General features: G+C 47.2%; 22 protein-coding genes. 4 read left to right on the top strand and 18 right to left on the bottom strand.

The window, feature by feature from the left end; all coding sequences use genetic code 11:
• Positions 1 to 97: 97 nt before the first annotated feature.
• Positions 98 to 886 (top strand): glycosyltransferase family 2 protein, encoded by a 789-nt coding sequence (locus tag BMZ56_RS16680; RefSeq protein ID WP_177195180.1) that lies wholly within the window; start codon positions 98 to 100, stop codon positions 884 to 886.
• On the opposite strand, the gene BMZ56_RS16685 is transcribed toward BMZ56_RS16680, so the two are convergent.
• The 8 genes from BMZ56_RS16685 to BMZ56_RS16720 all read right to left on the bottom strand — a co-directional run bounded on the left by BMZ56_RS16685 (position 887) and on the right by BMZ56_RS16720 (position 7,756).
• Positions 887 to 1,873, bottom strand: coding sequence for a glycosyltransferase family 2 protein (locus tag BMZ56_RS16685; protein ID WP_090628630.1), 987 nt, complete (start codon positions 1,871 to 1,873; stop codon positions 887 to 889).
• Positions 1,870 to 2,886 (bottom strand): glycosyltransferase family 2 protein, encoded by a 1,017-nt coding sequence (locus tag BMZ56_RS16690; RefSeq protein ID WP_177195181.1) that lies wholly within the window; start codon positions 2,884 to 2,886, stop codon positions 1,870 to 1,872. The genes BMZ56_RS16685 and BMZ56_RS16690 overlap by 4 nt, the downstream gene beginning before the upstream one ends.
• Entirely contained in the window at positions 2,883 to 3,806 is a 924-nt protein-coding gene (locus tag BMZ56_RS16695) for a glycosyltransferase family A protein (RefSeq protein WP_177195182.1), read from the bottom strand. Before BMZ56_RS16695 ends, BMZ56_RS16690 begins: the two co-directional genes overlap by 4 nt.
• A 14-nt stretch (positions 3,807 to 3,820) precedes the next feature.
• Positions 3,821 to 4,594 carry a glycosyltransferase family 2 protein gene (locus BMZ56_RS16700; protein ID WP_090628634.1) on the bottom strand — a complete coding sequence of 258 codons (774 nt, stop codon included), beginning with the start codon at positions 4,592 to 4,594 and terminating at the stop codon, positions 3,821 to 3,823.
• An 89-nt stretch (positions 4,595 to 4,683) separates the two neighbouring features.
• Positions 4,684 to 5,451 carry a glycosyltransferase family 2 protein gene (locus tag BMZ56_RS16705; protein WP_090628636.1) on the bottom strand — a complete coding sequence of 256 codons (768 nt, stop codon included), beginning with the start codon at positions 5,449 to 5,451 and terminating at the stop codon, positions 4,684 to 4,686.
• Positions 5,448 to 6,176 carry a glycosyltransferase gene (locus BMZ56_RS16710; protein ID WP_090628638.1) on the bottom strand — a complete coding sequence of 243 codons (729 nt, stop codon included), beginning with the start codon at positions 6,174 to 6,176 and terminating at the stop codon, positions 5,448 to 5,450. The genes BMZ56_RS16705 and BMZ56_RS16710 overlap by 4 nt, the downstream gene beginning before the upstream one ends.
• Before the next feature lie 3 nt (positions 6,177 to 6,179).
• Positions 6,180 to 6,938, bottom strand: coding sequence for a glycosyltransferase domain-containing protein (locus tag BMZ56_RS16715; protein WP_090628639.1), 759 nt, complete (start codon positions 6,936 to 6,938; stop codon positions 6,180 to 6,182).
• Entirely contained in the window at positions 6,935 to 7,756 is an 822-nt protein-coding gene (locus tag BMZ56_RS16720) for a glycosyltransferase (RefSeq protein WP_090628641.1), read from the bottom strand. The genes BMZ56_RS16715 and BMZ56_RS16720 overlap by 4 nt, the downstream gene beginning before the upstream one ends.
• Before the next feature lie 201 nt (positions 7,757 to 7,957).
• On the opposite strand from BMZ56_RS16720, the gene BMZ56_RS16725 reads away from it, so the two are divergent.
• Entirely contained in the window at positions 7,958 to 8,638 is a 681-nt protein-coding gene (locus tag BMZ56_RS16725) for a class I SAM-dependent methyltransferase (RefSeq protein ID WP_090628642.1), read from the top strand.
• Positions 8,639 to 8,643: 5 nt separating this feature from the next.
• On the opposite strand, the gene BMZ56_RS16730 is transcribed toward BMZ56_RS16725, so the two are convergent.
• From BMZ56_RS16730 to uvrB, 4 genes are all read right to left on the bottom strand, one after another.
• Positions 8,644 to 9,765 carry a glycosyltransferase family 4 protein gene (locus BMZ56_RS16730; protein WP_090628644.1) on the bottom strand — a complete coding sequence of 374 codons (1,122 nt, stop codon included), beginning with the start codon at positions 9,763 to 9,765 and terminating at the stop codon, positions 8,644 to 8,646.
• Positions 9,762 to 10,796, bottom strand: coding sequence for a glycosyltransferase family 9 protein (locus BMZ56_RS16735; RefSeq protein WP_090628645.1), 1,035 nt, complete (start codon positions 10,794 to 10,796; stop codon positions 9,762 to 9,764). Before BMZ56_RS16735 ends, BMZ56_RS16730 begins: the two co-directional genes overlap by 4 nt.
• A complete protein-coding gene (locus tag BMZ56_RS16740) occupies positions 10,796 to 11,404 on the bottom strand; it encodes a DUF4254 domain-containing protein (protein ID WP_090628647.1) in 609 nt (202 codons plus the stop codon). Before BMZ56_RS16740 ends, BMZ56_RS16735 begins: the two co-directional genes overlap by 1 nt.
• Positions 11,405 to 11,649: 245 nt before the next feature.
• Entirely contained in the window at positions 11,650 to 13,683 is a 2,034-nt protein-coding gene (gene uvrB / locus BMZ56_RS16745; RefSeq protein WP_090628648.1) for an excinuclease ABC subunit UvrB, read from the bottom strand.
• Between the two features lie 145 nt (positions 13,684 to 13,828).
• Here uvrB and upp point away from each other — a divergent pair, with 145 nt between their 5' ends.
• Complete coding sequence (upp, locus tag BMZ56_RS16750; RefSeq protein ID WP_090628649.1) at positions 13,829 to 14,473, top strand: uracil phosphoribosyltransferase; 645 nt, start codon at positions 13,829 to 13,831, stop codon at positions 14,471 to 14,473.
• A gap of 1 nt (position 14,474) precedes the next feature.
• Here the strand turns inward: upp and BMZ56_RS16755 are convergent, their stop codons facing one another.
• On the bottom strand, positions 14,475 to 15,704 hold the full coding sequence (locus BMZ56_RS16755; protein ID WP_090628651.1) for an acyloxyacyl hydrolase: 1,230 nt from the start codon (positions 15,702 to 15,704) through the stop codon (positions 14,475 to 14,477).
• Between the two features lie 274 nt (positions 15,705 to 15,978).
• On the opposite strand from BMZ56_RS16755, the gene BMZ56_RS16760 reads away from it, so the two are divergent.
• A complete protein-coding gene (locus tag BMZ56_RS16760; protein ID WP_090628652.1) occupies positions 15,979 to 16,452 on the top strand; it encodes a ribonuclease H-like YkuK family protein in 474 nt (157 codons plus the stop codon).
• Between the two features lie 4 nt (positions 16,453 to 16,456).
• On the opposite strand, the gene BMZ56_RS16765 is transcribed toward BMZ56_RS16760, so the two are convergent.
• The 5 genes from BMZ56_RS16765 to BMZ56_RS16785 form a co-directional block, all read right to left on the bottom strand.
• Positions 16,457 to 18,067: a sulfatase family protein gene (locus BMZ56_RS16765; protein WP_090628654.1), complete on the bottom strand. Its 1,611-nt coding sequence runs from the start codon at positions 18,065 to 18,067 to the stop codon at positions 16,457 to 16,459.
• Positions 18,068 to 18,095: 28 nt separating this feature from the next.
• A complete protein-coding gene (locus tag BMZ56_RS16770; protein ID WP_218146600.1) occupies positions 18,096 to 19,592 on the bottom strand; it encodes a sulfatase family protein in 1,497 nt (498 codons plus the stop codon).
• Positions 19,592 to 21,076 (bottom strand): RagB/SusD family nutrient uptake outer membrane protein, encoded by a 1,485-nt coding sequence (locus BMZ56_RS16775; RefSeq protein WP_090628656.1) that lies wholly within the window; start codon positions 21,074 to 21,076, stop codon positions 19,592 to 19,594. The genes BMZ56_RS16770 and BMZ56_RS16775 overlap by 1 nt, the downstream gene beginning before the upstream one ends.
• A gap of 157 nt (positions 21,077 to 21,233) precedes the next feature.
• The gene (locus tag BMZ56_RS16780) at positions 21,234 to 24,581 is read right to left on the bottom strand and encodes a TonB-dependent receptor (protein ID WP_090628657.1); all 3,348 of its coding nucleotides are present in this window, start codon (positions 24,579 to 24,581) and stop codon (positions 21,234 to 21,236) included.
• A gap of 250 nt (positions 24,582 to 24,831) precedes the next feature.
• Positions 24,832 to 25,989: a FecR family protein gene (locus BMZ56_RS16785; protein ID WP_090628659.1), complete on the bottom strand. Its 1,158-nt coding sequence runs from the start codon at positions 25,987 to 25,989 to the stop codon at positions 24,832 to 24,834.
• Positions 25,990 to 26,018 lie beyond the last annotated feature (29 nt).

Consider the following 26,018-nt stretch of genomic DNA (forward strand, 5'->3'; position numbering starts at 1 on the left):
CGTCCGGTACTTTTCACTAAAGGCAAAATCCCCATAGAAAATATCATGATTGCCGTGGAATTCCACTATTTTTGAACCATACTCCAAGATGTCAAGCATGCAAAAGAAGTGTTCCATCATAACCGTAACCCTTAATAACAAAGCAGGACTAGAAGAAACGATCCGGTCAGTCTTAGGACAGACTTACCGGGATATTGAGTATATTATTATTGACGGAGCTTCGTCGGACGGTAGCGTGGCGGTTATTGAAAGCAATGCCTCCGATATTGATCAATGGGTTAGTGAACCCGATACGGGCGTATATAACGCCATGAACAAAGGAATACAAAAAGCTACTGGAGAATACTTACTCTTCTTGAATAGTGGCGATACCCTTTTTGAAACCTCCACGCTCGAACAAATCATACCTTACTTGGAAACGGCCGATGCCGACCTTTTCTATGGCGACCTTCGGTTTGACAATGGTAATCAGTTCGAAGATTTCCATTATCCCGATGAGGTAACATTTGAATTTTTATACCATCGTTCGCTCGGACATCCGGCGACTTTTATTAGAAGTAGCCTGTTTGAAACGGTTGGTTATTACGAGGAATCGTACCCGATATGTGCGGACTGGGTGTTTTTCACAAAAGCAATTAGCCTATATACTTGTTCCTATAAACATATACCCCTGATAGTTGCCAATTTTACAACCGACGGATTGAGCTCTGTAGATGAGAATCAACAAAAAATATTGGAAGAGCGGGAAAAAGCACTCCGTGGCCCTTTCAAGTTTTTAACAGCGCCTTACGAAAAATATATTTGCCTGCAAAAACGGATGGACGCACTTCAACGCTCAAAACCTTATCGCTTTCTTAAATTTCTCGGACTGCCAAAATATAAATAATTAATATTGCGGCAGTTTACCTTTGCAATAGCGGTTCAGGGTGGATAAGTAGGCTTTCAAAAATTCGCGTCCACCTATCATTTTGATGATGCTTTTCTGCTTCGAAAGGTTGGTATACCCCGCGGTATGAATTAGTTTCCTCAAAATTGCCTTATAAGGCTCGCGAAACTCGCGGGCGCTGAAATTAATTCCGTTGATGCCACGCACCTTAATTTCTCGTTCCGTCTGTTTTATGCGGCGCACATGTTGCAAAAGCATCTTGTATGTATTAGTACTCACGCTATCCCCATGCATCCTTATATTGACATAAGCATCCTGTTCGCCAAGAAAAGCGAATCTTGCCCCTTCAAATGCACACCGAAGCCAAAAATCCCAATCTTCCATAAACCAATAAGATTCATCAAATCCTTTGATTCGGTCAATTAACTTTTTACGTGTTAACATGCAGTTAATCGGGGCAATATTCTGGATTGCCAAATGAGCTAATAACGTCGTTCCGCTCGCATTGACCTGCGGAATCCATTCTTCCATACCAACGTGTCGCCTGCCCATCAGATCAAAATAGAAAGAACGATACCGTTTTTTTGGCATATCACCATAAAAATAAAAAGCATTGGTATAGGAAACGTCGACTTCCGGATGGTTCTGTAAAAATGCCTTCTGGATAGATAATTTATCGGCAGAAATTAAATCGTCCGCATCCAAAAATTGGATAAAATCGCCCGAAGCTTCATTTATCCCCGTGTTTCTGGCAGCAGATATACCCCTGTTAGTTTGATAATAATACCGGAACCTACGATCTGAATCGGTAAACATTGCCGCAACCTCTGCGGTTCTATCCGTAGAACCATCATCGACAATAATACATTCCCAATCATCCATGTGTTGATTCTTTACACTATTTAGTGTTTCAGCTAAATGGTGGGCGTAGTTATAACAGGGAACAACGATGGAAACCGCAGGTAAATTACTTTCTATAGCGCTCATGGGAATCGTGCAATCGTTTCATCCTTCAGAAAAGCCAACACATGGAGAACAATCAGATTCTTCCGCGCAACCGAAGGATAAAGGTAAGCCATGATGGTTTGTTCTCGAATCCGCTTTTTGTGGGTTCGGGCCAACCAAAGCCGGAGCGGTGTCAATAATTTCAATCGGAGCTTATTCAGTAGCCTTATTTTCCCGCGCTTATCAAAAAGTTTGACGGCGAGATAATAGTTTCCAGTTACTACAAACCCTTCGTGATTTTTTTTATACAACGCGTGCATATAGTTTTCGGTCAATTTATCCTCAGGTATAAAATGTTGGAATTTTAGCGCACTGTCGTAGTATAAATCATAACCACGAAGGATGAGCCGAAGGCAGTATTCAGTATCTTCCGTAGTCATAATACTTGGGTCGTCATGTAATAACAGAAAAGACGGGTATTTTTCATAAAATGACCGATAAAGGGTGGTCCTTGATCCCAAACCCGCTCCCCAAAGATACCCTCTTTTAGTTACATAACCCGTTTGGTTTGCCTGAGGCCCTACCGCATAGCCTTCGCTATACGACGCAAACCAAGAGGGAGAATTCCAATGTTCGGGAAAAACAGGAATTCCCTGACCGCCAACCGCTCCCACTTCGGGGTGGTATTCAAGTATAGAAAAGACTCGTGATAGATAATCATTTGCTAGCCAATTATCGTCGTCGCAAATCACGAAGTAGGAAAAACGGGCATGCGCAAGGGCCGTTTGTAAAGCGTAGTATTTAGCCGGTTTGGTTTCGCGTAAGGCGACAAACTCTACTTTTGCCGCTCCATAAGAATCCCACGCTGCACGTGCTACTTCAAAACTTCCGTCCGACGAGTTGTTGTCTACAAAAATAATCTCCCAAGGCATATTTGGAGACATTTGTTGTAGGGCAAGATGACGGATGGTCGCCGGCAACTTATCCGCCCCATTGTATGTGCAAAGAATAACTGAAATACCCCGCTGTAAATCATTACTTGATTGTTTTTTCATTTCCGTCCTTTCATCGCTCTCCATACTGCACTTAACCATATTTTATAAAAAAGCCGCCGCGAGGTAAGCGGATTCTGAAATCGATCCATAATCTGCCTTCTTACCGGATCGGAGATTTGATCGGCTACGCTTCGAAACTCCCTGAAATTTTTCTTATAAGCATTTTCATAAGCCCTTTTTCCGATAAGCTGATTTTCAAACATGTTATTAAGGATGAATAACCCCTCCAAAAAATTCAATCCACTGGCGTATGCGCCGGTACTTACGTCAGCCTCATGCTTCCTGAAATAATTAAGCAAGCGGCCGTCGACGCATACGCTGCCCGTTTTCGCAAGCTCAATCCAAAATACCCAGTCTCCACTAAATCGATAGTTTAAAAAATCCAGTGAAACATCATCAAACTTGTGCTTCCTCCAAATAGCCATACTGGCATTAAAGATCGCTGGATTCGGGCATAGAAATTCTTGAATAAACCGGGAGCTTTCCACAAGTTCGGAAAGCATTGGATGACTGGATTGCCACTTGATTTGATTTCCAATCACGCAATACGACTGACAATAACTAATGGCGCATTCATTGTCTTGCTGAATCCCTTCCACCAAATAGTTGAGCATGGTCTCTTCACACCAATCGTCGCTCTCTGCGATCCAGACAAACTCTCCTTTTGCTAATCCAATGCCTTTTACCCATTGTTTAAAGGGGCTTCCGACATTGGTTTCATTGCGGACAATACAGTTTAGCTTGGGGTGTTCCCGATAGCGCTCGATAATGGACATGCTATCGTCGGACGAACAATCGTCCAGAATAATCAATTCGAAATGCGGATAGGTTTGATTCAGCACACTTTCGATCCGCTGTTCTAAGTATTTTCCATGGTTATAATTGGGAATAATGACGGATACTAAACCTCTATTTTCCATTGAAATCACGCATGTCATTGGATAAATCCCGGTTCCCGGTAAGCCAGCTTTTCCTTTACTGTTTCCCGGTAAATCAACTCATTCGGCTCGAAACTTCCCCGGGAACTGAGCGGATGAAAGATGTGATAGCCCACTGCCGCCCATTTCAGCCGCTTCTTTTTGACTCCGGCATTGATGAGCCGTTCTGCAAATTCATAGTCTTCCCACCCCCATCCTTCAAAGCCGTTGTAATACCCATTTATCTTTTTATAATCGTCTACCCAAAAGGCTAAGTTGCATCCCTTGACGTTGTGCGAACTCTGCGGATTGGTTTTAAAAAGTCCTGACAGCAGCGGAAATCGGATAGCGTTAAAGCGCGTATGCATACCCGGGCTTAATGCATAAAAATCTAGTTGCTTACTCTCCAGTATTTGTTTTGATTTGCGTTCACCAATCATTGCACGGCTGCCCTGTACGAAAAACCCGCGCGCTGCGGCCTTCAAGTGATCGTTGATGAAATGCCGATGAAGAATGATATCTCCGTCGATTTCGATAACATAGGACGAAGAAACTTCCCGTACCGCCTTGTTCAAGATAATGCTCTTACGGAAGCCCCGATCCTCATGCCATACATGCTTGATTGGCAATCTGCCGGCATAATTACCGATAAGCTCCGCCGTGCGCTCGTCCGAACCATCGTCAGCGATAACCACTTCGTAGGGCTGACGGCTTTGACGGACCACGCTACGCAATACCAGATCCAACGCTTCAGGCCAATTGTAAGTAGAAATTAATAATGTTACATTCATAGTTGACGGTACTCACTCGTACGGTTACTAACTAAACGAATCAAAAAATGTTTTCGTTACATTCAGTATACTAATTTTATTCTTACGAGCTACCCCAACAATCCAAAAAACCGAAGTAGCTTATTATACGGTTTGGACCATGTACGATGAATCCGGAGCGGACCACCTAATACACGTTGGAAAAATTCGGCATGACGGGCGTTGAGCAAATCATTGATCTGTTTTTTCAACTTTCGTGTCCGTATCCGTTTTGAATTCGGCCGGATGCGGTATTGGTAACCTACGATCGGCAACCGGACCACGTCTCCGCCGCTTTTGAGCATGGAAATCCAGAAATCCCAATCTTCCCGCCCTTTCATCTGCGGACAATACCCACCCGCTTCCCTCCAATCCGACTTCCGGTAGAGTGCACTCACATGGAGAATGTTTTTCCGGGCGAGCAAATGGATGTCAAATTCCGGCAATTTGCGATGACCGCTCTTGTCGCCGAAAAATTCGCCCTCGGCGGTTACAACTTTCACTTCCGGATGGGCTTCCAGCACATTGACTGCTTCAGCGATGAACGTAGGGCAGATCCGATCATCCCCATCCAATGGCAATATATAAATGCCTTTTGCCTCACTGATACCGTAATTCCTTGCTACCGACACACCTTGGTTTTCTTGCTGCAAAAACGTAATGTAATCAAATCGCTGTGCATAATCTTCGGCGATAATGGCACCGTCATCCGTCGATCCGTCATCAACCAGCAGAATTTCCATGGGTCGATACGTCGACTCCAATGCCCACTCGATGGTCTGCGCCAGAAAGTCTTCCATGTTGAAAAATGGAATCACGATGGATACCAGCGGTTTCATATCTTATCCCTTCTTTTCAGAAATTTCAGCAGGTAATATTTTATCGGATTGGTGTATTTCAGCTGTTTCCATGGCCGGCTGCCATGCGGTTTATGCCAAACGGGAACATCGTACAACAGATAGTTCTTAAACCCCATATCCGTCGCTTGATACGAAATAAACGTATCAAACCAATCTTTGGATTCATTGAGATGAATGAAATCATATCGCCGCAGAAATTCGACTGAAATCAATGTACAGCAGAAGCTGAGGCTCTTCTTGGTTTCAATGCTTTTGGCCCCAAGAGACTGATCCTTAAAACGCAAATACGGGAAATTTATATTGTCCTGTTCGTCTACCGTAACTGCCCCAATCAGGCCCACATTCGTATGTCGCCCATAAAATTCCAGTAAGCGCTCAAACGTGTCGGTTTTGACGATGACGTCAGATTCCACCAGGATCAATGGAAGGTTACGCTGCAGCGCTTGTTTTTGTGCATCCTGAAGAACAAGTCTGTAATTCGGCGAGGGATGATTGGTCAGGTCCTCCAGATGGATGAGCTCATAACCAAACGACAACTTTTGCCGCTCAAGGATCTCTTTGGAAGCCGTCGAGCTGAAATCATTATAAACAATATGTTGAACAGCCGTTTGACTACCGTGTACTGCTTGTATGGTTTCCAGCGTGCTTTCGATGGCGTCCTTGACAGGCGTAACGACAATTGCTTTATTATTCCGGGAATCCATTGTTTATTTGTAAATTTTCACCAACCCCAACCGTTTCTTCCATCGAAATTTCCATAATTTATCAGACCAATCCTTGCGGTGTTTTCCCAACATATAAAAATAGCCGTTTCCCCTACGGATGTCACCCGGAATCACCCGGTATGTAAATTGGTTCTTCCACGCCACGTAATTGAAGCTTAACTGATCCCGTCTGCTATAGCTTTTAACCATGTACCACCAATCTTCCATTACCTGTATAAGTTTGGGATCACGATGCCTGCGGATCAATACCGTACCGACAATCAATCCCGCCTGTTCCGGATACCCTTCGGCGCGCAAAAAACCGATATGCTTCTCCATCACCTGCGGGTCATCTTTATAGACACCCTGCTGCTCAGCCAGCTGCTTCAGATAGTCATACTCACTGTAAATACAATTACGCGGATCCAGCTTAGCCTGTCCATGGTCGAAACATGCCATCGTGTGATCTGCCAGCACCGTTTCAACCAGTTTATCCAGGTTACCAATAACTAGTATGTTACCGTCTACAAAGATACTGATCTCATATGCTGGGAAAAACAAATGGGGGTTGATTTTTATATACCGGTTGCTCCGCGTGTTATCGCCCGGAACAGGCGGATCGATCAACCGGATTTGCCAAGAAGAGGCTTTTAAGGATGGATTGTCCGTAAAACATACGAAGTCCCAACCGGCTAACTTCTTTTGGGGTAATAACCCTTCATAGTCTCCGAATATAGCCGTATATATAACTTTCTGGTTCATCCGACTAATGACAGCTTTTCGATTCCGTTTAAGCACCGGTACTGCCGCGAGCTCTGCTTTTGGCGGAGCATGTTCATATTTTCTTCCTGTGAGTTCCAGCTTTCCGCATGGTATAAATGGTACTGCACTGCGAAGTGTTTGACCGATACAATACGGTAGCCCATTCCCTTGAATCGCCACACCAAATCAATATCCTCACCTACCGCCGGCCGCACGTAATCTTCGTCGAATCCATTAATGGCCAACATTGCCGCTTTAAAGCAGGAGAAATTACACCCCTTTATCGAACTGATGCCCAACATGCGGATTAGCGCATTGGAAATGGGATTAAGCGGCACATACAGGGCTTCTTCGACAAACTGGGCTCCGTCTTTTCGTAACTGCGGAATACGCGTCAGCAGCTGGCGTTGGAAAACCGTTACCGGTGTTTTTTGCAGCTCGTTGCTAAAAAGCGGACCGAGTTTGATACGTTTACCCGCCAATATATGCTTCGGACTGGCTAATCGTGTGTGATTCTGGATAAAGCGTGTATGCAACACGCAGTCGCCATCAATGAATATCAGATAATTGCCCGAGGCAGCAACAATTGCACGGTTGAGCGCGTGATTTTTCTGCCAGCCTTTGTCTTCCTGAGTGAGGTGAACGAGGTTCAACCCACCGCTTCGGTACTTGCCAAGAAATTCCTGCATTTCGGGACTGTCTCCATCTTCAGATATGATTACTTCGTCGGGCTTGACCGTTTGATAGCGTAAGCTCTCAAGCACGGCATTGAGAAACAACGTGTTCTTATATACGGAAATAATCAAGCTGATTTTCATCCGAATAATTTGCTTTTTATGGGTGATGAAGCTGTCATGATTTTCAAAAAATCATGACGGTTTCAGAGACATATACATTAATTCAATGTGTTTCTGTGCATCATTTGCGCAAAGATAGGGAATTTGGGCTTTTCTCATCGGATCGTTTGGGATTTCAACTATTTTTCTACTTTTGAGGCAACTAATCAATCAACAACATTTATGAATCGACTTCAACTAATTAAAAGCCTGGTCAAGAAAAGGAATTACAAACACTACCTTGAAATCGGCGTATTCAATGGCCACATTTTATTCCGTATCCCGTCAACGTTGAAAATAGCCGTGGATCCCTCTTTTCGGTTTACCTGGCTGCGCAAGTGGGGGAAAACCTTGTTAAAACCTCATAATCTGCGCAACCGTTATTACCAGAAAACAAGCGACACTTTTTTCGTCGAAGATGCCTGCCGGATATTCGACGGAAAAAAAATACACATCGCATTGATCGACGGCATGCATGAATATGCATATGCCCTGCGGGACGTCGAGAATACACTTCAATACCTCGATGACAACGGCGTGATCATCATGCACGATTGCAATCCTGTTTCTGCAGATGCGGCGGCCACATTTGACGAATGGCAAACAAAGAAGCCCGGTACGCCGTGGAACGGTGACGTCTGGAAGACGATTATGCACCTCCGGTGTAACCGCGACGACATCCGTGTGTTTGTAATAGACTGCGATCACGGTCTCGGAATTATTACGAAAGGTGTACCGGATGATATGCTGAGTTTCACGCCCGAGCAAGTTGAAGAACTAACGTATGCACACCTCGAATGCAACCGCGACAAATGGCTGAATTTAAAATCGGTAGATTATGCCCGGACTTATTTTGGCATTTAACGCAGTTAGGTAGCGGCAATTGCTTGATATAAGGCCATCAGCTGGTCCGCAAGGCGGTCGTCGTTGAAATTTTGGCTGTATACACGCCCCCCTTCTATCATTCGCTGACGCAGCGCAGAATCCGTCAGGATCTCATGAATCGCCGCTGAGAGTTCCGCGCTGTCATCGGACGATACATAACGACTATGGGGCCCTCCGGCCTCGGGAAAACATCCGGTATTTGAAGTAATAACCGGTACGCCAGAATACAAGGCTTCGATAATCGGTATACCAAAACCTTCAAACAACGAAGGATAAACAAAAAGGAGGGCGGCCTGGTAAAGCACTGCCAACTCATCGACAGACGCCCCATGGATAAATGTTACTTTAGCAGTGAGGTTCTTTGTTTCCAGGTAATCGACCAATTCTTTCATGTAGGGTGTTTTCTTCCCTGCGATAACCAGATGCACATCCACGTGCTCAATTGCTTTGACAATGGACAGCGCATTTTTACGGGTTTCGATGGTTCCCACATTGAGGATAAAATCCTGGGGGAGTCGATATTTATCGCGTACCGCCTGCTTATCGGCTGTGGTATACCGCTGTTTGAAAGCGGGATGACAACCTTGGTAAATCACGGTTATCCTGCTTTCATCCACCTTCAGGAATTCGACAATATCACGCTTGGTTTGCTCACTTATAGCGAGGATCCGATCCGCGTGATGGGCCGCATACTTGAACTTATGAAAATAAATCGCGCGATCAATCTTGGAATACAACTCCGGATACCGCAAAAAAATCAAATCGTGGATGGTGACTATGCTCTTGATGCCATGCCGCGACAGCCCGATTGGCAGTTCACCCGAAATACCATGAAACAATTGGACCCCATCGTTTTTAAGATCTTTTACAACGTTACGTTGCCGCCATAGATTATAAAAAAAGCGATCCGTTTTGGATCCGGGCAGTCGCTCAACTACTTGGGCAGCGTCCAGATCAAACAACCGATGCCGGGCGGGCTTGGGGTTATACAGATAATACGTATTTTCAGGATAGAACGTACTGAGCATCCGCACAAGATCGCGCCCATAATTACCCAATCCGCTGCGGTTATGAAATATACGCTTTGCCTCGTAACCGATCCTCATACTCCGATTTCCCGCAATTTACTGATGATCATTTCAGGCGGTATCAGTTCCATGCTATCCACTCCATCACACAGGCAGGGTTTATTGCCATAGACCGAGCTTGGTCGGGCGGGGTGGTCTACCTGAATGCAATCTTCCGGTTGTTGCCCGTACCCCAGAAAACCAGCGTAGGGGTGCGTAGCTCCCCAGACCGAAAGTGCACGCACTCCTACGAGTGACGCCATATGCATATTTGCTGAATCCATGGTAAGCATCACATTCAAATGGGAAATGATGGCCAAATCCTGCTGCAGGGTAAACTGACCGATCAGACTATGCACATTCCGAAATTGCTCTTGCCAGCCTTCGGCTATACGTTGTTCCTCCGCACCACCGCCAAAGATAAAAATAGCATGCCCTTGTCTGTCAAGATAATCGATCACTACTTCCATGCGTTTAAGCGGATAAACCTTGGGAGCATGTTGTGCAAAGGGAGCAATACCTACTATAGCGGCCCGGTGGTCGGAAAACAGGGGTTTGGCTGCATCCGGCAACGGCAATAACCGCAGTCGCAAAGCATGGCTCAGCACGACGGGATAGCCCAGCTTCCGGAATACGTCTGCATATCGTTCTACCATCGGCTTCAGTGGCTTCCGCACCTTATGGTGTGGTCTAGTGAGTGCCTTTTTTTCTTTCTTCCCTTTATCCAATTGGCTCACCGGTATCCCCGTTAACCGAAATAAGGCTGACAGCGCTCTGCTCCGAATGTTATAATGTAAATCTGCCACTCCGTCAGGGGTATAACGTTGCAGTTCGGCAAAGAGATGATAAAGCCCCTTGACACCTTTATGGGCGCCGTGTGGATAAAATGGATGAAAAACGACCTCAGGGATATCGGCAAAAAAAGGTTTGAAAGGCTCCCGGCTCACCATCACCAGCCTGAGATCAGGTTGCTGCTCCATTACTTCGCGCAACACGCTCGCTACCATCGCCACATCGCCCATGGCGGACAACCGGAAAACCAGCAGGGTGGGATTTATTTCCCGTTTCATCACTTTCTTGCCGCATACAGCACGGGGTTTAACGCTGCATCGTTATACATTTTCATCTGTTTGTATACTTTCATGTATTTTCTGCCAGTGCGGATGTCTTCAAGCAACTCGTCAATGCTCCGGCAAAGGTCTTCATGCTGACGCAACAGTGTCATTAGCTTCTCCATACAAGAAGCGACATGGGTTGGCAACGCATCCCTTTTTTCCGTTTCTTGACGCATATGGTAAATTTTCAGGCAGAGAATTGATAGCCGGTCCAAAGCCCAGGCAGGGCTTTCCGTGTTAATCCGTGCGTCTTTACGTGGCGATACGTGCGAGAAATACCGAAGGAAATAGCTATCGATAACCTCTACTGTGTCGGTGCGCAATTGGTTCGACTCGTCAATCCGGCGCTTCCATTCCAAACCGACAATCGGTTCTATATCCGGGTCCCGCACTTCATCTTCCATATGCCATTGCATGGTATCAATCCAACATTTCCGATACAAAAGATACTCCAGGGTATGATCGGGATAAGGGTTTTGGAAGGGACAATCGATGGAATCAAAAATGTGGTAATTTTCAATTACTTGTTCGAAAATACGGCTTGCCTTTTCACTAATCATCATATATTGCTCGGAATTAAGATGTAACAGCTAAAACAATGTTTTGTATACAATACGAAAAATGATTCCGAAATGCTACAATGCCATCCATTTAGCACATTATTAACCAATTCTTATTGATTTATAAACATTTAGATGGCACGTTGTTTTTCATACTTTTCAAATAAAAGGCATAAAAATAATGCCAATTGTAGAAAACGCCCTGTTTTTTGTGTTCATATTTCCACAGCATACGGACCAGTAAGCTGTTAATCTCCGAATAAATCGGCATAGGTTTTTTCCAACGAAAACATCTCGTCGCGGAGTTTCGCTGCTTGGAGAAAGTCCATTTCTTTAGCGGCTTTTTCCATGTCTTTACGCACTTTGTCTATGGCCTGCCTCATCTGGGGTTTGCTCATATAGGGTACCAAGGGATCTGCCGCCACACTGCTCGTTGCCTCCGGTTCCACATAGATTTTGGCTTCGCGCCCTTTATAATCGGCTACGGATGTCTGCTCCAATATCGCTTCCCGCGATTTACCTACCGTACGCGGCGTGATACCATGTTCTTCATTATAGCGGATCTGCTTTTCCCGGCGACGGTTGGTTTCATCGAGGGTTACCCGCATACTTTCGGTAATGGTATCTGCATACATAATTACCCGTCCTTTGTCGTTACGCGCAGCACGCCCAATGGTCTGAATGAGCGAGCGTTCCGACCGAAGGAACCCTTCCTTATCGGCATCCAAAATGGCGACCAATGTAACCTCAGGCAAATCGAGTCCTTCACGGAGCAGATTAATGCCCACTAATACATCAAATTCGCCCAGTCGCAATCCACGTAAAATCTCCACACGATCCAGCGTCTTGATTTCGGAGTGGATATACCGTACCCGGATTCCCAACTTGGCCATGTACTTGGTCAGTTCTTCCGACATGCGTTTGGTCAATGTGGTCACGAGCACTCTTCCCCCTTCTTTCGTCACCCGATCCACCTCGTCCAGCAAATCGTCCACCTGGTTGATAACCGGACGGATCTCAATCATCGGGTCCAATAGGCCCGTAGGCCGGATTACCTGTTCGACCACCACTCCTTCCGTCTTTTGCAGTTCATAGTCGCCGGGGGTCGCACTTACGTAGATGGTCTGGGTCACCAACGACTCAAATTCCGGGAAATTAAGGGGCCGGTTATCCAGCGCAGCAGGCAGGCGGAAGCCAAAATCGACCAGTGAAAGCTTGCGCGAACGGTCGCCCCCATACATCGCCCGGATTTGCGGGATAGTCACATGGCTCTCGTCTATCACCATGAGGTAGTCATCCGGAAAATAGTCCAGCAAACAGAAGGGACGCATACCCGGTTGCCGACCGTCAAAAAAACGTGAATAATTTTCAATACCGCTGCAGTATCCCAATTCCCGCATCATTTCCAGATCGTAGTTGACGCGCTCCTCCAACCTTTTCGCTTCCAACGGTTTGCCATCCAGTAACAACTGCTCCTTGCGCAATTCCAACTCCTCACCGATGGCCCAAAGGGAGTTGACGAATTTCTCCCGGGGCGTGACAAACAGGTTGGCCGGATACAACGCCATGGTTTCCATTTTTTCAAGCGTTTTACCTGAAATGGGATCGATCACACTCAGTTCGTCGATTTCGTCTCCAAAGAAAGAAACTCGATACGCCTCATCCATGTAGGCGGGAAAAACATCGACCGTATCTCCTTTGACACGGAATGTGCCCCGTTTAAAATCAGTGGTGGTTCGCGCATAGAGAATTTCGACCAAGCGGTGCAAAAACGCATTGCGGCTAACCACTGTTCCGACGCCAAATCGGAATACCGAGCGCGAAAAGTCTTCCGGATTGCCCATACCATAGATGCATGACACAGAAGACACGACAATCACATCTCGACGGCCCGACATTAACGCAGAGGTGGTACGCAACCGCAGTTTCTCAATCTCGTCGTTGATGGCGAGGTCTTTTTCGATGTAGGTATTGGAGGAAGCAATATACGCTTCCGGCTGATAATAGTCGTAATAGGAAACGAAATAATTGACCGCATTCTCGGGAAAAAATTGCTTGAATTCTCCATATAGCTGTGCGGCCAATGTCTTATTATGACTCAGAATCAATGTGGGTTTCTGGGTCTGCTGGATAACGTTCGCGACGGTAAACGTTTTGCCTGAACCGGTAACTCCTAGCAACGTCTGATACATTTCTCCGGTATTGACGCCTTCAACGAGCTGACGAATGGCTTCGGGCTGATCGCCCGTAGGTATATATTCTGAAGTAAGCTTGAATTTCATGGAATGTTCAATCTGATTTGTTTTGGGGAAACCACAGGGAATTTGCAGCCATTTACAAAGATAACGAAAACTATGGATTTGTGTCGCTTTTAAAAACCAAATCCCTTTTCGTTCTGTTTAGCTAAGAAATTAGTTATATTTGAAGATGCTCAACATTCTGACCCAGCAAAATAGCGCCGCCAATCATTTCCTTGCTGAACTCCGTAATCGAGACCTTCAGCAGGATCGCATGCGTTTTCGGCGCAATTTGGAGCGTTTGGGCGAGGTCTTTGCCTATGAAATTAGTAAAACATTAACCTATGAGCCAACGGAGATCGAGACACCGCTGGGTATTGCAGAAACGGCGCTGTTAACCGAGCAGCCTGTATTAGCCACGATCTTACGGGCAGGCATTCCGATGCATCAGGGAATGCTCAACGTGTTTGACCAAGCCGACAGCGCATTTATCGGGGCCTATCGAAAGACCAAAAAAAGCGGAGCCTTCGAAATCCGTAAAGAATATGTGAGTACCATCAACCTCGATAACCGCACGTTGATCCTCATCGACCCCATGCTGGCAACCGGGAAGACGGTTGTACTCACCTGTAAAGAATTGCTTGATGATTACGATATCCAATCGCTCATTATCGTGTCCGCTATCGCCAGCGAAGAGGGTATTATGCATGTACAAGCATTTTTACCCCAAGCTCAATTATGGGTGGGCAATGTGGACAGCGAATTGACCAGCAAAGCGTACATCGTCCCCGGACTTGGTGACGCTGGGGATTTGGCATATGGTGTGAAGGAATAAACTAATTTGCCAGCAACGAGGGTGTACGGTTGCCGAAGCGATACCCCATGCCCAACATCACGTAGTTCGGCTCACGGAAATCCTTTAGGTTATGACCGATGTGGAGGAACGAGCTCCTCGTTACCCTCACCTTTAACGCCACCGCTTGGTACGTGCCTCTCAAATCTCCACCTTTATGGAGAACATTGGCTCCCAAGCCCAAACTGATGGTGAAAATGGGCATCACATACTCTCCCCTTATTGAAGTTCCCAATGCCACTTGGCGATCCTTGTCCGGGGTAAAAAATAGTTGTTCGGTACCGACGATGTAATCCGCTGTGTATACATTCGCGCTACCATCATAAATCGCATCCAATGAAACGCCTGCACGAAACCGATATCCAAAGTTATACATCGGTGCAAAATACGCCCCTATAACGGGGTACTTATAGGGTGACGCCACCTGTGTCCCCAAAAAATCTACGCCCGTTCGCTTCCAAGACCCGAAAACAACCAAATCGTAACTTACATGCTTTGGAAATTCGAGCGACTTCATGGCCTTGATTTGCTCTGTCTCGTCCGATTCTTTTGGCGAAAAATCATAAAGCACTCCCATCTTCACCCCCAAGGTATTCAGACCCGCATTGGGGAACTCGGTATTGCCATTCGAAAAGTGAGTGGCATCAACTCCGCCCATAACTGCCCAGCGGGGTAAGAGCTTCCATCTGACATGTACGCCCGCATTGAGGTACGCATTCACCTTCGAGCCCACGATAATGTTGTTCGGATTAGTCATCGGATGATAGGGCTGCCATCCAGCAGATAATCCAAAATTCCATTCGTAGTCCAACGACATTTGGGAATTTATCCGCGTGATTCTTGATCGCTGAAACATGTAGGCGGCCAAGGGACTGCCTAGTTCCAATCGGTTGCCGAAATCAAAGTATGCCACACCTATACCTTGATAGGTATCGGAAAACACACGACTACCCAATGAGCCGCTGGGGAAACCAAAGGAATAGTTCATATGACCAGACCAGGAACGTTTGATGGGTAACTGCCGTTGATTTACCCCATCGAAGAAAGACACGGAAGGCATTACGAATGCGGGCCGAAGGGTGACGGCTACCTGATGATGAAATCGTTTCAGGCCGGTTACTTCTATGGAGTCGGGATGGCCGGTTTGGGGGAAAACGAGTAACGGATAAAGCAACGATAGTAATACTAACCGTAGGTTCAGAAAACTTGACATAAACGCTTTTTGAAGACACGTTTTTCTATTCGTGTCCGCAAGTATAGCAATTTCAGTCAATGCTTCCAACCCAGGTTATCAGGTATCGGCTATCAGTTATTGGATGTCAGTTATCAGCCACCGGCTCGTGGATAATAGCCTAAAATTATGTTAAAAACTGTTGGAATGTTAATAAAAACTTTACACTAAGTTATTGGGGTTAAGGCTGTTTTATCGGTAACTTTATATCGCATTCAATTGCGTTCTTTTCCGTATCTATTAAATCCCATCTTTTATGACTTGGAAAAAATTTAGTGGCGAACCCATCCGCCAACCCATTCTAGACGAAGTATCCTCCACCATTGCCCGCGAATATCTGTTGGGCAACAAACTAAAAGTCTGCATTGGCACCGACTCACAGGTGAAAGGTGCCATCACCGAATTTGCCACCGTCATCGTGTTTGTTCGCGAAAAGAAGGGTGGCTTCATGTACATTCACCAAGATCGTACTTCCTTAAAAATGAGCATCAAGGAGCGTATGTTGGCGGAAGTACAACGTTCCATTGAAACGGCGTATTCGCTATGCGACACCTTGGATCGATACGATGTGGATCTGGAGGTACATGCGGATATCAATACCAACCCCATGTTCAAGTCCAACCAGGCACTGCACGATGCCATGGGTTATATCCTGAGCATGGGGTTTGTGTTTAAGGCTAAGCCCGAGGCATTCGCCAGCTCCGCCTGTGCGAATAAGGTGGTGCAATAACCGCTTATTTCTTTCCCGAAGTCGCAGACAGGTAACTGTCAATATACTTTTTGTCGTTTTCGTCGGAATCCTTGTATTTTTTACGAAGCTCATCCAACTTTGCATGCATTTCTTCGCGGATGCTTTTATAAGAGGGATCGTCGTATACGTTGCGCATCTCATGAGGATCCTTCTCCAAGTCGTACAATTCCCACTCGTCAATATCGTAATAAAAATGGATCAGCTTGTAGCGGTCCGTCGCAATACCATAATGACGCTTGACCATGTGGATGGACGGATATTCATAATAGGTATAATAGATCGCATCCCGCCAATCCTTCGTTTCCCCGGATACCAGCTTCCTGAACGATTCGCCCTGCATGTCTGACGGAATCTCCGCCCCGGCATAGTCCAGGAAGGTTGGTGCGAAATCCAGGTTCTGTACCAGTGCATCGATCTTCGTGCCCGCCTTGATCTCTTTCGGATAGCGGATCATCAGTGGAGTCTTCAGTGATTCCTCGTACATAAACCGCTTGTCAAACCAGCCATGTTCGCCCATATAGAACCCTTGGTCCGATGTGTAAACTACGATCGTATTTTCCTCCAGTCCGTGCTCCTTCAGGTAGTCCAGCACCCGGCCCACACCGTCATCCACCGCCGCTACAGTGGCTAGATAGTCCTGCATGTACCGCTGATAGCGCCAGCGCATCAGGTCCTCTTTCGACATCGAAGGATAGCGTTTTTTGAAATCTTCATTGATGGGATCGTATACGGAATCCCAGGCCGCGCGCTGGGTTGAATCCATCCGCCCCAAATTGTTATTGTACGCATTTTTGTCCCAATTTAACGTGGGGGGTATTCCCAGTTCATCCATCAACTCCGGTTTGATTTTTGAATCGCCTGCCCAGTTCATGTCCTTCAAGATATTCATCTCGGCGGATTTAGCGGCCGTACCACGTCCTTCGTAATCATCAAACAGCGTTTCCGGCTCGGGGAATTTCATCTTGGTGTATTCCTTGTAGTGCCGTTCAGCCGCCAACCACTCCCGATGGGGAGCCTTTTGGTGAAACAGCAAACAGAAGGGCTTGTCTTCATCTCGTCCTTCCAGCCATTTCAGCGCCAGATCCGTAGTGATATCCGTTACATAGCCGTGTATCTGCTCTTTCTTGCCGTTTACGATGAAATCCGGATTGTAATACTGTCCCTGTCCTGGCACCACTGCGGAATAGTCAAACCCCTGCGGTAGCCCATCCATGTGGATTTTGCCCACCATCGCTGTCTGATAGCCCGCGCGTTGCAGTAACTTCGGAAAATTATCCTGCTCCCAGTCGAAATGCTGCACGTTATCCACTTTGCCGTTGACGAAGCTATGCTTGCCCGTCAACAGTACTGCCCGGCTCGGTGCGCACAATGAATTGGTCACCGTGGCACGTGTGAACAGTGCCCCTTCAGCCGCAATGCGGTCGATATTCGGTGTCTTATTCATTCCGTAACCATAGGCACTCACCGCCTGGTAACCGTGGTCGTCACTCATGATGTAAACGATATTGGGACGCTTGTCGGTCTGCTTCTCCGGCTGCTGACTGCATCCCAGAACCATCAGCATAGCTGCCGATAACATAATTGGTTTATTCATCTTTTATCTGTTTTATTGTCCATCATTTTTATAGGTGTCCTATCGGTCGCCGGTTTTTACCCGGATCGCCGGTCAAGTCGTCACCGAGATCATCCCGCGCCTGTTCAGCCAAACGGATCAGCTCCTTCACCACATCGGGATGCTGGGCAGATACATCGTACCGTTCACCCGGGTCCCGCCGAAGATCGTACAGCGCTTGACCGGTTTTCTTTTGCGTATATTCCCCTGGAAGTCCATTTTGCCCCGGCATAACATCTTCATACGAACGGTATCGATGTTGAAAAACGAGTTTCCACCCGCCCTGTCTCACCGCCTCCAGGTTGTTTTGTCCAAAATAGTAATAAAAGTGATCCCTCGGATTGGCATCCACCTCGTTATATAGCAAGGGAAGTATATTCACGCCATCTATTTTATTCGTTGGAAGTTCGGCGCCACTGATCTTGGCCACGGTTGGCAGAATATCAATCGTTGATGCCAGCTTACCGCATATCGTTCCTGCGGGAATCACATCCGGCCAGCGCATAATGCAGGGTACCCGTTGCCCTCCTTCGAAACTCGTCGCTTTCCCTTCACGTAGACCACCTGCCGAGCCAGCGTGGTCTCCGAAATTCATCCAGGGACCATTGTCAGAAGCAAAGACAACCAAGGTCTGATCGGCAATTCCCTGCGCGTCGAGCGCCTTCATGATTTCGCCCACCGACCAGTCCAGTTCCATCATCACATCTCCGTATAGGCCCTGCTTGCTTTTTCCCTTGAATTTGTCGGAAACGGCCAGCGGCACATGGGGCATGGAATGCGCCAGGTAAAGAAAAAAGGGACTGTTGTGGTTACGTTCGATGAAGTCCACTGCCGTTTCGGTATACAATGTCGTCAATTCGTCCTGGTCGGCTAAAGTCCGCAGTTCCCGGATCCGCTCATTCCCCTGAATCAGCGGTAGCTCGGGAAAGCTTTTCTTGCGCTCATAGGCGGGTGGTATGTTACGCGTTCCGTCGTAATAAAACGGCACCATATCGTTTGAATAGGGCAGCCCCAGGTATTCATCGAATCCCTGTTGCAGCGGAAGAAACTTCCGGTGGTGCCCCAAGTGCCATTTACCGATTGCAGCGGTATGATAGCCCTCCGATTTAACCAGCTCGGCAATCGTGGTTTCCGCAGCATCTAAACCGGTTTCAGCTTTCGGACTCAATGCGCCACTGAATCCAATCCTGTTGGGATAACAGCCGGTAAGCAATCCGGCCCGCGACGCACTGCAGATGGCCTGTGCCGCATAAAAATGCGTAAAACGCATCCCTTCCTTCGCAAGCTGATCCAAATGCGGTGTCTGATACTGCGTGGCACCGTAGGCTGCTAGATCCCCATACCCCATATCGTCAACAAAAATGATTACGACATTGGGTTTTCCGGTTCTTTGTTGGGCGACAACCTCCATCCATCCGGCCAAACCGACCACCAGCAGCAAAGAAGCCACTCCGGAAACAAATAATCTGAGATGATTGGTCTTCATCAATTCACACAAAGTTGCCATTAATATCCGGAATTTTGAGTAAGCAATGGATTTAAATCGATCTCCCGTTGGGGAATCGGCATCAGTACCATGTGTTCCTGCACATTCCGCCCAATTTCCGTCTTACTCGTTTCGGCCAGTGACGCTTCGAGGGCCGCATGCGCTTTCATCTGTTGGATAAAACGCCCGGTGCGCACAAGATCAAACCAGCGATGTCCCTCAAAGGCCAGCTCTAACCTTCTTTCCTGCCAGACGGCCTCGCGGAAGGCCTCTTTAGTGAGCGATCCATAACTTGCCTCGTCCGTGTTGAACGCCCGTTTACGCACGCGATTCAACTGCACCAACGCATCATCCGTCCGATCCAGCTCATTCAATGCTTCTGCATAAAGTAACAATGCGTCTGCATAACGGAGGATGTGGATGTTCGCATCGGAATTGCCACCGATGCGCTCACCTTCTTCCCAATACTTCGTAAAAAGAGGAATGGAGCTGCGATGCACGGAACCATCGATCAAGCTTACGAAATCGGTCCGGAAGGTGGCCGCTTTCCGTTCGTCATCATCGGCAAATTGGGTATATAAATCCAGGGTTGGGATATCCGCTTCATTGCCATTGTTTATCCCCAGTACGGCAAAGCCACCCGGCATGGAGTATTTGGGTCCGCAAAGCACCATTGCGTTATTCCCGGTACCCGGGGGATCCATGTACTCGATATAGAGTACCGCCTCCCGACCTGCTTCTGTTTCCGACTTCCAGTTATCACCGTAATTTTCATGCAGACCGTAGCCGTAGTCGCCTTCGCGGGTGATTACCTCTGCCAGCACGTCTGCACTTCGCTGGTATTCACCTAAGGTCAGATACACCTTACCCAATAAAATCTTGGCCGCACCGGCAGTCACCCTGCCCATATCCGCTGCTCCATAGCTGACAGGCAACGCTGCGGCTGCATCTCCCAAATCACTGACGACCTGCTGGTAAACTTCTGCAACTGACGATCGCGGCAGCATCGCATCGTTGATGCTTTCCAATTTCAGGATTAAGGGAACATCTCCAAAAAAACGGACCAGATTGAAGTAAAATAAACCTCGCAAAAATTTGGCTTCGCCGATCAACCTTGCCTTTGAGGTTTCGTTCATGGTTACCGAAGGGACATTTACGATGGCTGCATTCGCCCGGGAAATACCGGAATAATTGTCGCGCCACATATCGCGGATAAATGTATTTTCGGAATTGAAACGCAGGTATTCCAAATCCTGCAGAAATTGGTTGGGCATTCCCAGCCCATTCTTCTCGCCATCGGTCGTCAAGTCATTCAATAAGAACATGTTCCGATTATAAATCGAATACAGCTGTTGGTAGATCGCGTTTACGGCCGCTTCCGCGTCCGATTCACTGGCGTAGAAATTGCCTATTACAAATCTATCCTCCGGATGCTCCTCAAGAAAAGAAGCGCAGGAAGTCAACAGCGCAAAGGCGATCGATAACGCCGCTATATATTTTTTCATTGATTTCATCTGTTTATTTTTTGTCTTTTATTGTCAGTACCTGTCCCGTCTTCACGGGATGGAGCCTTTGATGATTAAAATAATCATTACCCTATGGTTTAAATGATTATTTTAATCATGTCGGGTTCATGACAGTTCGTTGTTAAATCAGATTCACTTACAGATCAATTTGTACGCCCAAGAGAAATGTTTTCGCCATGGGATAACCACCGAAGTCTTCCCCTATTTCCAAATTAGATGCGCCCCGGTAACTTACCTCCGGATCGTAGCCTTTGTAGTTTGTGAAGGCAAATAAGTTTTGGCCTGTTACATACACCTTTGCCCGGTTGAGATACTTCAATTTAAGATTCGAAAAGGTATAGGACATCGTAATTGTCTTGATCTTCAGGTAAGAAGCATCCTCAATAAAGACATTGCTGAATACTGCCGACCGGTTGGTGGTCGCTTTCGGATATTTTGCATCGGGATGCTGCGGTGTCCACCGATCAACCAGTCCTTGGTACACATTTTGACCGCCCGACGGCAGTTCCAATTCCATCGCATTGTAGTTGAAAATATCGTTGCCATAACTATACTGGAGAAACACGTTCAGTTCCAAGCCGCGGTAGGAAAACGTGTTTGTAAAGCCGCCGAAAAAGTCTGGATTGGGATCACCGACCACCGCCCGGTCATAAGTAGCGTCCACCTTGCCATCAGGTACCCCATCTGGGCCACTGATGTCTTTGTAGCGGCGTCCACCCAGCCAATTTGTGGGGCCAGCTGGTCCGGCCGCCAATTCCTCCTCATTGCGAAAAAGGCCATCGTACTGGTATCCATAAAAAAGCCCCATCGGCTTGCCTACAATCAGCCGGTGAACTGATCCCGTTTTCAAATGGCCATCGTCCGTTCCCACATCCTTATACGACTCGCCACCCAACTCCAATACCTTATTCCGATTGAAAGAGATATTGAAACTTGACGACCACGAAAAATCACCCCGGAAGGGATCCCCTTCGATTGCCAGTTCCCACCCATTATTGACCACACTGCCAATATTCTGGAGCGATGTACCATACCCGGAAACAAACGGCACCGTTACATCGTATATCAAGTCCGTGGTTCGCTTTTGGTAAAAGTCGGATGTCAGCCGCAACCGATTATCAAAAAAGGCAACGTCCACGCCGACATCAAACTGTCCCGTCCGTTCCCACTTTAAGTCCGGATTGGGGATGATATTGGGGAAGAAGCCCGTTACCAGTGCCCGGCCGATGGTATACCTATTGTTGGTTAACGTGGGAAGCGACCGATATAATCCAATCTCTTGATTTCCCGTTACACCATAGCTTACGCGCAATTTGAGGTCCGACAGCAGACCCGGCTGCCAAAAGGGCTCTTCGATAACCCGCCACGCAAACGATCCCGATGGGAAAAACGCAAACTTATTGTTTGCTCCGAAACGTGACGAGCCATCCACACGGCCACTTATCGAAAACAGGTATCGATCCTTGAACCCATAGTTGACACGGCCGAGGTAAGACATCAGGCTCCATTCCGTTTTATCGGATGACGGTTGGTTGTAGACCGACCCAGACCCGAGACTGTTCGGTCCAAGGATATCGTTCACGAAGCCCTGCGAAGAGCCCGAAAAACCTTCGGCCATATAACGCTGAAAGGTAAGTCCTCCCAGTACGTTGATGTTATGCACCTCATTGATTTCCTTGGTCCAGGTCAATGTATTTTCGTTCAGCCAATTCGTATTGTATCCACCCGTAATTGTGGCGTTGGCTACCCCATTGGATTCGTAAATCTTTGCCGGGACATAGGTATCAAATTTCGTATTGAATAAATCTGTACCGAACGAAACCTTGGCTTTCAGATCCGGCAGAATAGCCCATTCGGCAAACATGTCGCCAAGGAAGCGCGTTGTTTGGCTTTTATGTATCCGTTCCAATGCAGAAGCAACGGGGTTTGCATAAATGATCCCCGGAATATTGACCGGTGTATAAATACCCAATGTTTCGTCACTGTATACCGGCTGAATGGGATTGAATTTCATTGCTGCCGACACCACACCCTGTTGCCCCCCGGCATCGGTTCGTGTTGCATTGGAGATGGTACGGCTGATATTCAGGTGCGTACCGATCTTCACATTCTTCAGCACATCCCGTTCCAAATTGACCCGCCCCTGATATCGGTCGAAATAGGAATTCCGGATAACACCATCCTGGCTGTAATAATTGCCGGAGACCGAATACATGGTCCGGTCGTTACCCCCTGCAATATTAAGCTGGTAACTTTGTGTGGGTGCTTGTTGGAAAACCTCTTCCTGCCAATCTGTACCTGTCGGATTCGAGCGCAATTCGGCTATTTTAGCATCGTCATACACCGGCTCAAGTCCATCGTTCATATACGCTTCATTCACTAATTGGGCATATTCATAGGCGTTCATCACGTCAATTTTCCGTACAACGTTCTGAATACCGTAATTCACGTCGAACGTAATCCGGTCTTCACCTCTTTTTCCTTTCTTAGTTGTGATCAGCACGACACCGTTTGCTGCACGCGAACCGTAGATGGCCGTTGCAGACGCGTCTTTCAGAATCTCGATCGATTCGATGTCCGAAGGATTGACCGCAGACAACCCACTCATCCGCGCATTGCCGCCTGTATTGCCAAATCCAGATCCGTTATAGATGGGAAAACCGTCAATCACATATAAGGGTTCGTTGCCGCCCTGCAACGAGCTGGATCCACGTATACGGATAGACGCAATGGCGCCCGGCATACCGGATGTCTGCGTAACCATCACGCCCGATGCCCTACCCACCAGCCCTTGGTCCAGTGACGTAATCGGTGTGGCCTGCAACTCTTCGGCTTTCACCGAAGCAACCGACCCCGTCAGATCCGACTTACGGACGGTTCCATACCCAACCACCACTACTTCATCCAGATCACTGACCGACGCTTTCATCGAGGCATTAACGGTCTGCCGGTTATCACTTGGATGTTCAAGGGAATCGAAACCGATACTGGTAAACACGAGGATACTTGCTCCGGAAGGAATCGTAATCCGGTATTCGCCGCTGACATCGGTGGTAACTGCGATCGAAGTTCCTTTAACGGATACGGTTACCCCTGCCAACGGTCGGCCCGATTCATCCGTAACCTTTCCGGTCAATGTCCGCTGTTGTTGCATAGACACCGCAGGAGGCGCATCGGCGCTATTGATTTTCTTCAGCCGGCTGATCAATACCGTATTTTCTTTGATCTGGTAAGTTAATGCTTGTGGAGTCAGTACCGCTTGGAGAAAATCTTCCAAAGGCATCCGGTTAGCCACGATCGTAACCGGTTTAGCTGATTTAACAAAACGGTCGTTGTAGACGATCAGAAAGCCGGTCTGTGATTCGACCGATTCGAACACCTTGGGAAGCGATTGCTGGTCGACCCGAAGGGTAATCGTCTGCGATCGGGTGGCTGCACTCAGGTGTATCGCCCCGATAAAAAGTAGTAGCGTTGTTATTCGCATAATTCGGAATAATTGGGCTAGTTCATTGGGTAGTTTTCTAGTCTCCAATAGGAGATTCACATAATTTATCATTACGTTTGCACAGTTTGGATATTGGATAATCCGGTTAATACTTGGTTTTTAATAAAGGCAATGTCTGAACATGCGCAGGGAGGTGCCGGTAACACTTCCCTGTATTGTGTTCCTTGCTGGGTAATTTTGAAGTAATCAGGTCTCCATAGCGTCTTATTTTAGTTTATCCCTCCGTTAACTATTCGATAATAAGTTTCTTTCCCTTAATCTGATAATGGATTTCTGATACTTTTAATAAATCCAATACCGTTAGTAAACTTACATTTCGGCTCATCCGGCCACTGAATGTTTCTTGTGGGATGCTGCTGCCGTATTCGACATCTACGTCATACCAACGCTCAATCTGACGCATCATTTCCCTAAATGGCGTTTGCTTAAAATGAAACATGCCTGACTTCCATGCAACGTAGGGGCTGGTATCGATGTCGCCTATGGTGATTTTGCCGTCGACCAAACTACTTTGCTGGCCCGGGGATAGTGTAACGGGCGACCGATGTCCGGTGCCGGGCATAACACGCACAGCTCCCTCAACCAATGTTGTTTTCACGTCGTGCTCATCTTCGTATGCTGTGACATTGAATTGGGTTCCGAGTACTTCCACTGTTTGTCCTTTGCTGATTACCCTGAATGGAAGGGTCGGAGAACCGGCGACTTCAAAGTAGGCTTCACCCTTCAGCTCAACCACGCGTTCATTGTCTGCAAATCGTGACGGATATTTTAATGTAGAAGCCGAGTTAAGCCACACACGGGTACCATCAGGGAGGGTTACCTGATACGTACCCCCTTTGGGGGTGGTGAGTACCAGTGAACGGGTGTCTTGCTCACTTCTTCCCTTACTTTCTTGTTTACCGAAAACGGAGCTACCATCCAAATAGGCAATCTCATCTCCTACGACAATTCCTACATGCGTCTCACTTAAGTTAATCGTCCGGCCATCGGCGAGCGTCAACACAGCGCGGCTGCCACCTGGGGGAATATCCATGCTATCCAAGAGAGGTACCGTGTCCATCTTGGCCACTCGTTTGTTATTCACACTCAGCACGCCTATACCGATCATCGCTACCACAAGCATTGCCGCCGCCACATAAGGAAGCCATCGGATCATCCGGACGCTGGCACGATGCGGGCTCGCTGCGTTTGCCTGTTCGAGAATATGTCGCAACATTCGGTCCTTAAGCTGTTCGGCATTATCGGCAAACGTGGTATCCAATTCGACGACATTCTTGGTCATCTGTTGGTCCAACCATACATTAAGTTGCGCTTGCTCGGAAGCCGTAATGCTGCCGTCGATCATTTTTGACGCTAAAGCCTCTATTTCGCTACGAGCTAAATCCATTTACAATTGGGTCTTTAATCCATAGTCTA

Origin of the sequence: Parapedobacter indicus (assembly GCF_900113765.1) — a bacterium.
GTDB lineage: Bacteria > Bacteroidota > Bacteroidia > Sphingobacteriales > Sphingobacteriaceae > Parapedobacter > Parapedobacter indicus.

Bases quoted from the DNA above. Each gene is read 5' to 3' on its own strand.
- BMZ56_RS16680 (WP_177195180.1), top strand. From the start codon at position 98: ATGCAAAAGAAGTGTTCCATCATAACCGTAACCCTTAATAACAAAGCA.
- BMZ56_RS16685 (WP_090628630.1), bottom strand. From the start codon at position 1,873: ATGAGCGCTATAGAAAGTAATTTACCTGCGGTTTCCATCGTTGTTCCC.
- BMZ56_RS16690 (WP_177195181.1), bottom strand. From the start codon at position 2,886: ATGAAAAAACAATCAAGTAATGATTTACAGCGGGGTATTTCAGTTATT.
- BMZ56_RS16695 (WP_177195182.1), bottom strand. From the start codon at position 3,806: ATGGAAAATAGAGGTTTAGTATCCGTCATTATTCCCAATTATAACCAT.
- BMZ56_RS16700 (WP_090628634.1), bottom strand. From the start codon at position 4,594: ATGAATGTAACATTATTAATTTCTACTTACAATTGGCCTGAAGCGTTG.
- BMZ56_RS16705 (WP_090628636.1), bottom strand. From the start codon at position 5,451: ATGAAACCGCTGGTATCCATCGTGATTCCATTTTTCAACATGGAAGAC.
- BMZ56_RS16710 (WP_090628638.1), bottom strand. From the start codon at position 6,176: ATGGATTCCCGGAATAATAAAGCAATTGTCGTTACGCCTGTCAAGGAC.
- BMZ56_RS16715 (WP_090628639.1), bottom strand. From the start codon at position 6,938: ATGAACCAGAAAGTTATATATACGGCTATATTCGGAGACTATGAAGGG.
- BMZ56_RS16720 (WP_090628641.1), bottom strand. From the start codon at position 7,756: ATGAAAATCAGCTTGATTATTTCCGTATATAAGAACACGTTGTTTCTC.
- BMZ56_RS16725 (WP_090628642.1), top strand. From the start codon at position 7,958: ATGAATCGACTTCAACTAATTAAAAGCCTGGTCAAGAAAAGGAATTAC.
- BMZ56_RS16730 (WP_090628644.1), bottom strand. From the start codon at position 9,765: ATGAGGATCGGTTACGAGGCAAAGCGTATATTTCATAACCGCAGCGGA.
- BMZ56_RS16735 (WP_090628645.1), bottom strand. From the start codon at position 10,796: ATGAAACGGGAAATAAATCCCACCCTGCTGGTTTTCCGGTTGTCCGCC.
- BMZ56_RS16740 (WP_090628647.1), bottom strand. From the start codon at position 11,404: ATGATGATTAGTGAAAAGGCAAGCCGTATTTTCGAACAAGTAATTGAA.
- uvrB (WP_090628648.1), bottom strand. From the start codon at position 13,683: ATGAAATTCAAGCTTACTTCAGAATATATACCTACGGGCGATCAGCCC.
- upp (WP_090628649.1), top strand. From the start codon at position 13,829: ATGCTCAACATTCTGACCCAGCAAAATAGCGCCGCCAATCATTTCCTT.
- BMZ56_RS16755 (WP_090628651.1), bottom strand. From the start codon at position 15,704: ATGTCAAGTTTTCTGAACCTACGGTTAGTATTACTATCGTTGCTTTAT.
- BMZ56_RS16760 (WP_090628652.1), top strand. From the start codon at position 15,979: ATGACTTGGAAAAAATTTAGTGGCGAACCCATCCGCCAACCCATTCTA.
- BMZ56_RS16765 (WP_090628654.1), bottom strand. From the start codon at position 18,067: ATGAATAAACCAATTATGTTATCGGCAGCTATGCTGATGGTTCTGGGA.
- BMZ56_RS16770 (WP_218146600.1), bottom strand. From the start codon at position 19,592: ATGGCAACTTTGTGTGAATTGATGAAGACCAATCATCTCAGATTATTT.
- BMZ56_RS16775 (WP_090628656.1), bottom strand. From the start codon at position 21,076: ATGAAAAAATATATAGCGGCGTTATCGATCGCCTTTGCGCTGTTGACT.
- BMZ56_RS16780 (WP_090628657.1), bottom strand. From the start codon at position 24,581: ATGCGAATAACAACGCTACTACTTTTTATCGGGGCGATACACCTGAGT.
- BMZ56_RS16785 (WP_090628659.1), bottom strand. From the start codon at position 25,989: ATGGATTTAGCTCGTAGCGAAATAGAGGCTTTAGCGTCAAAAATGATC.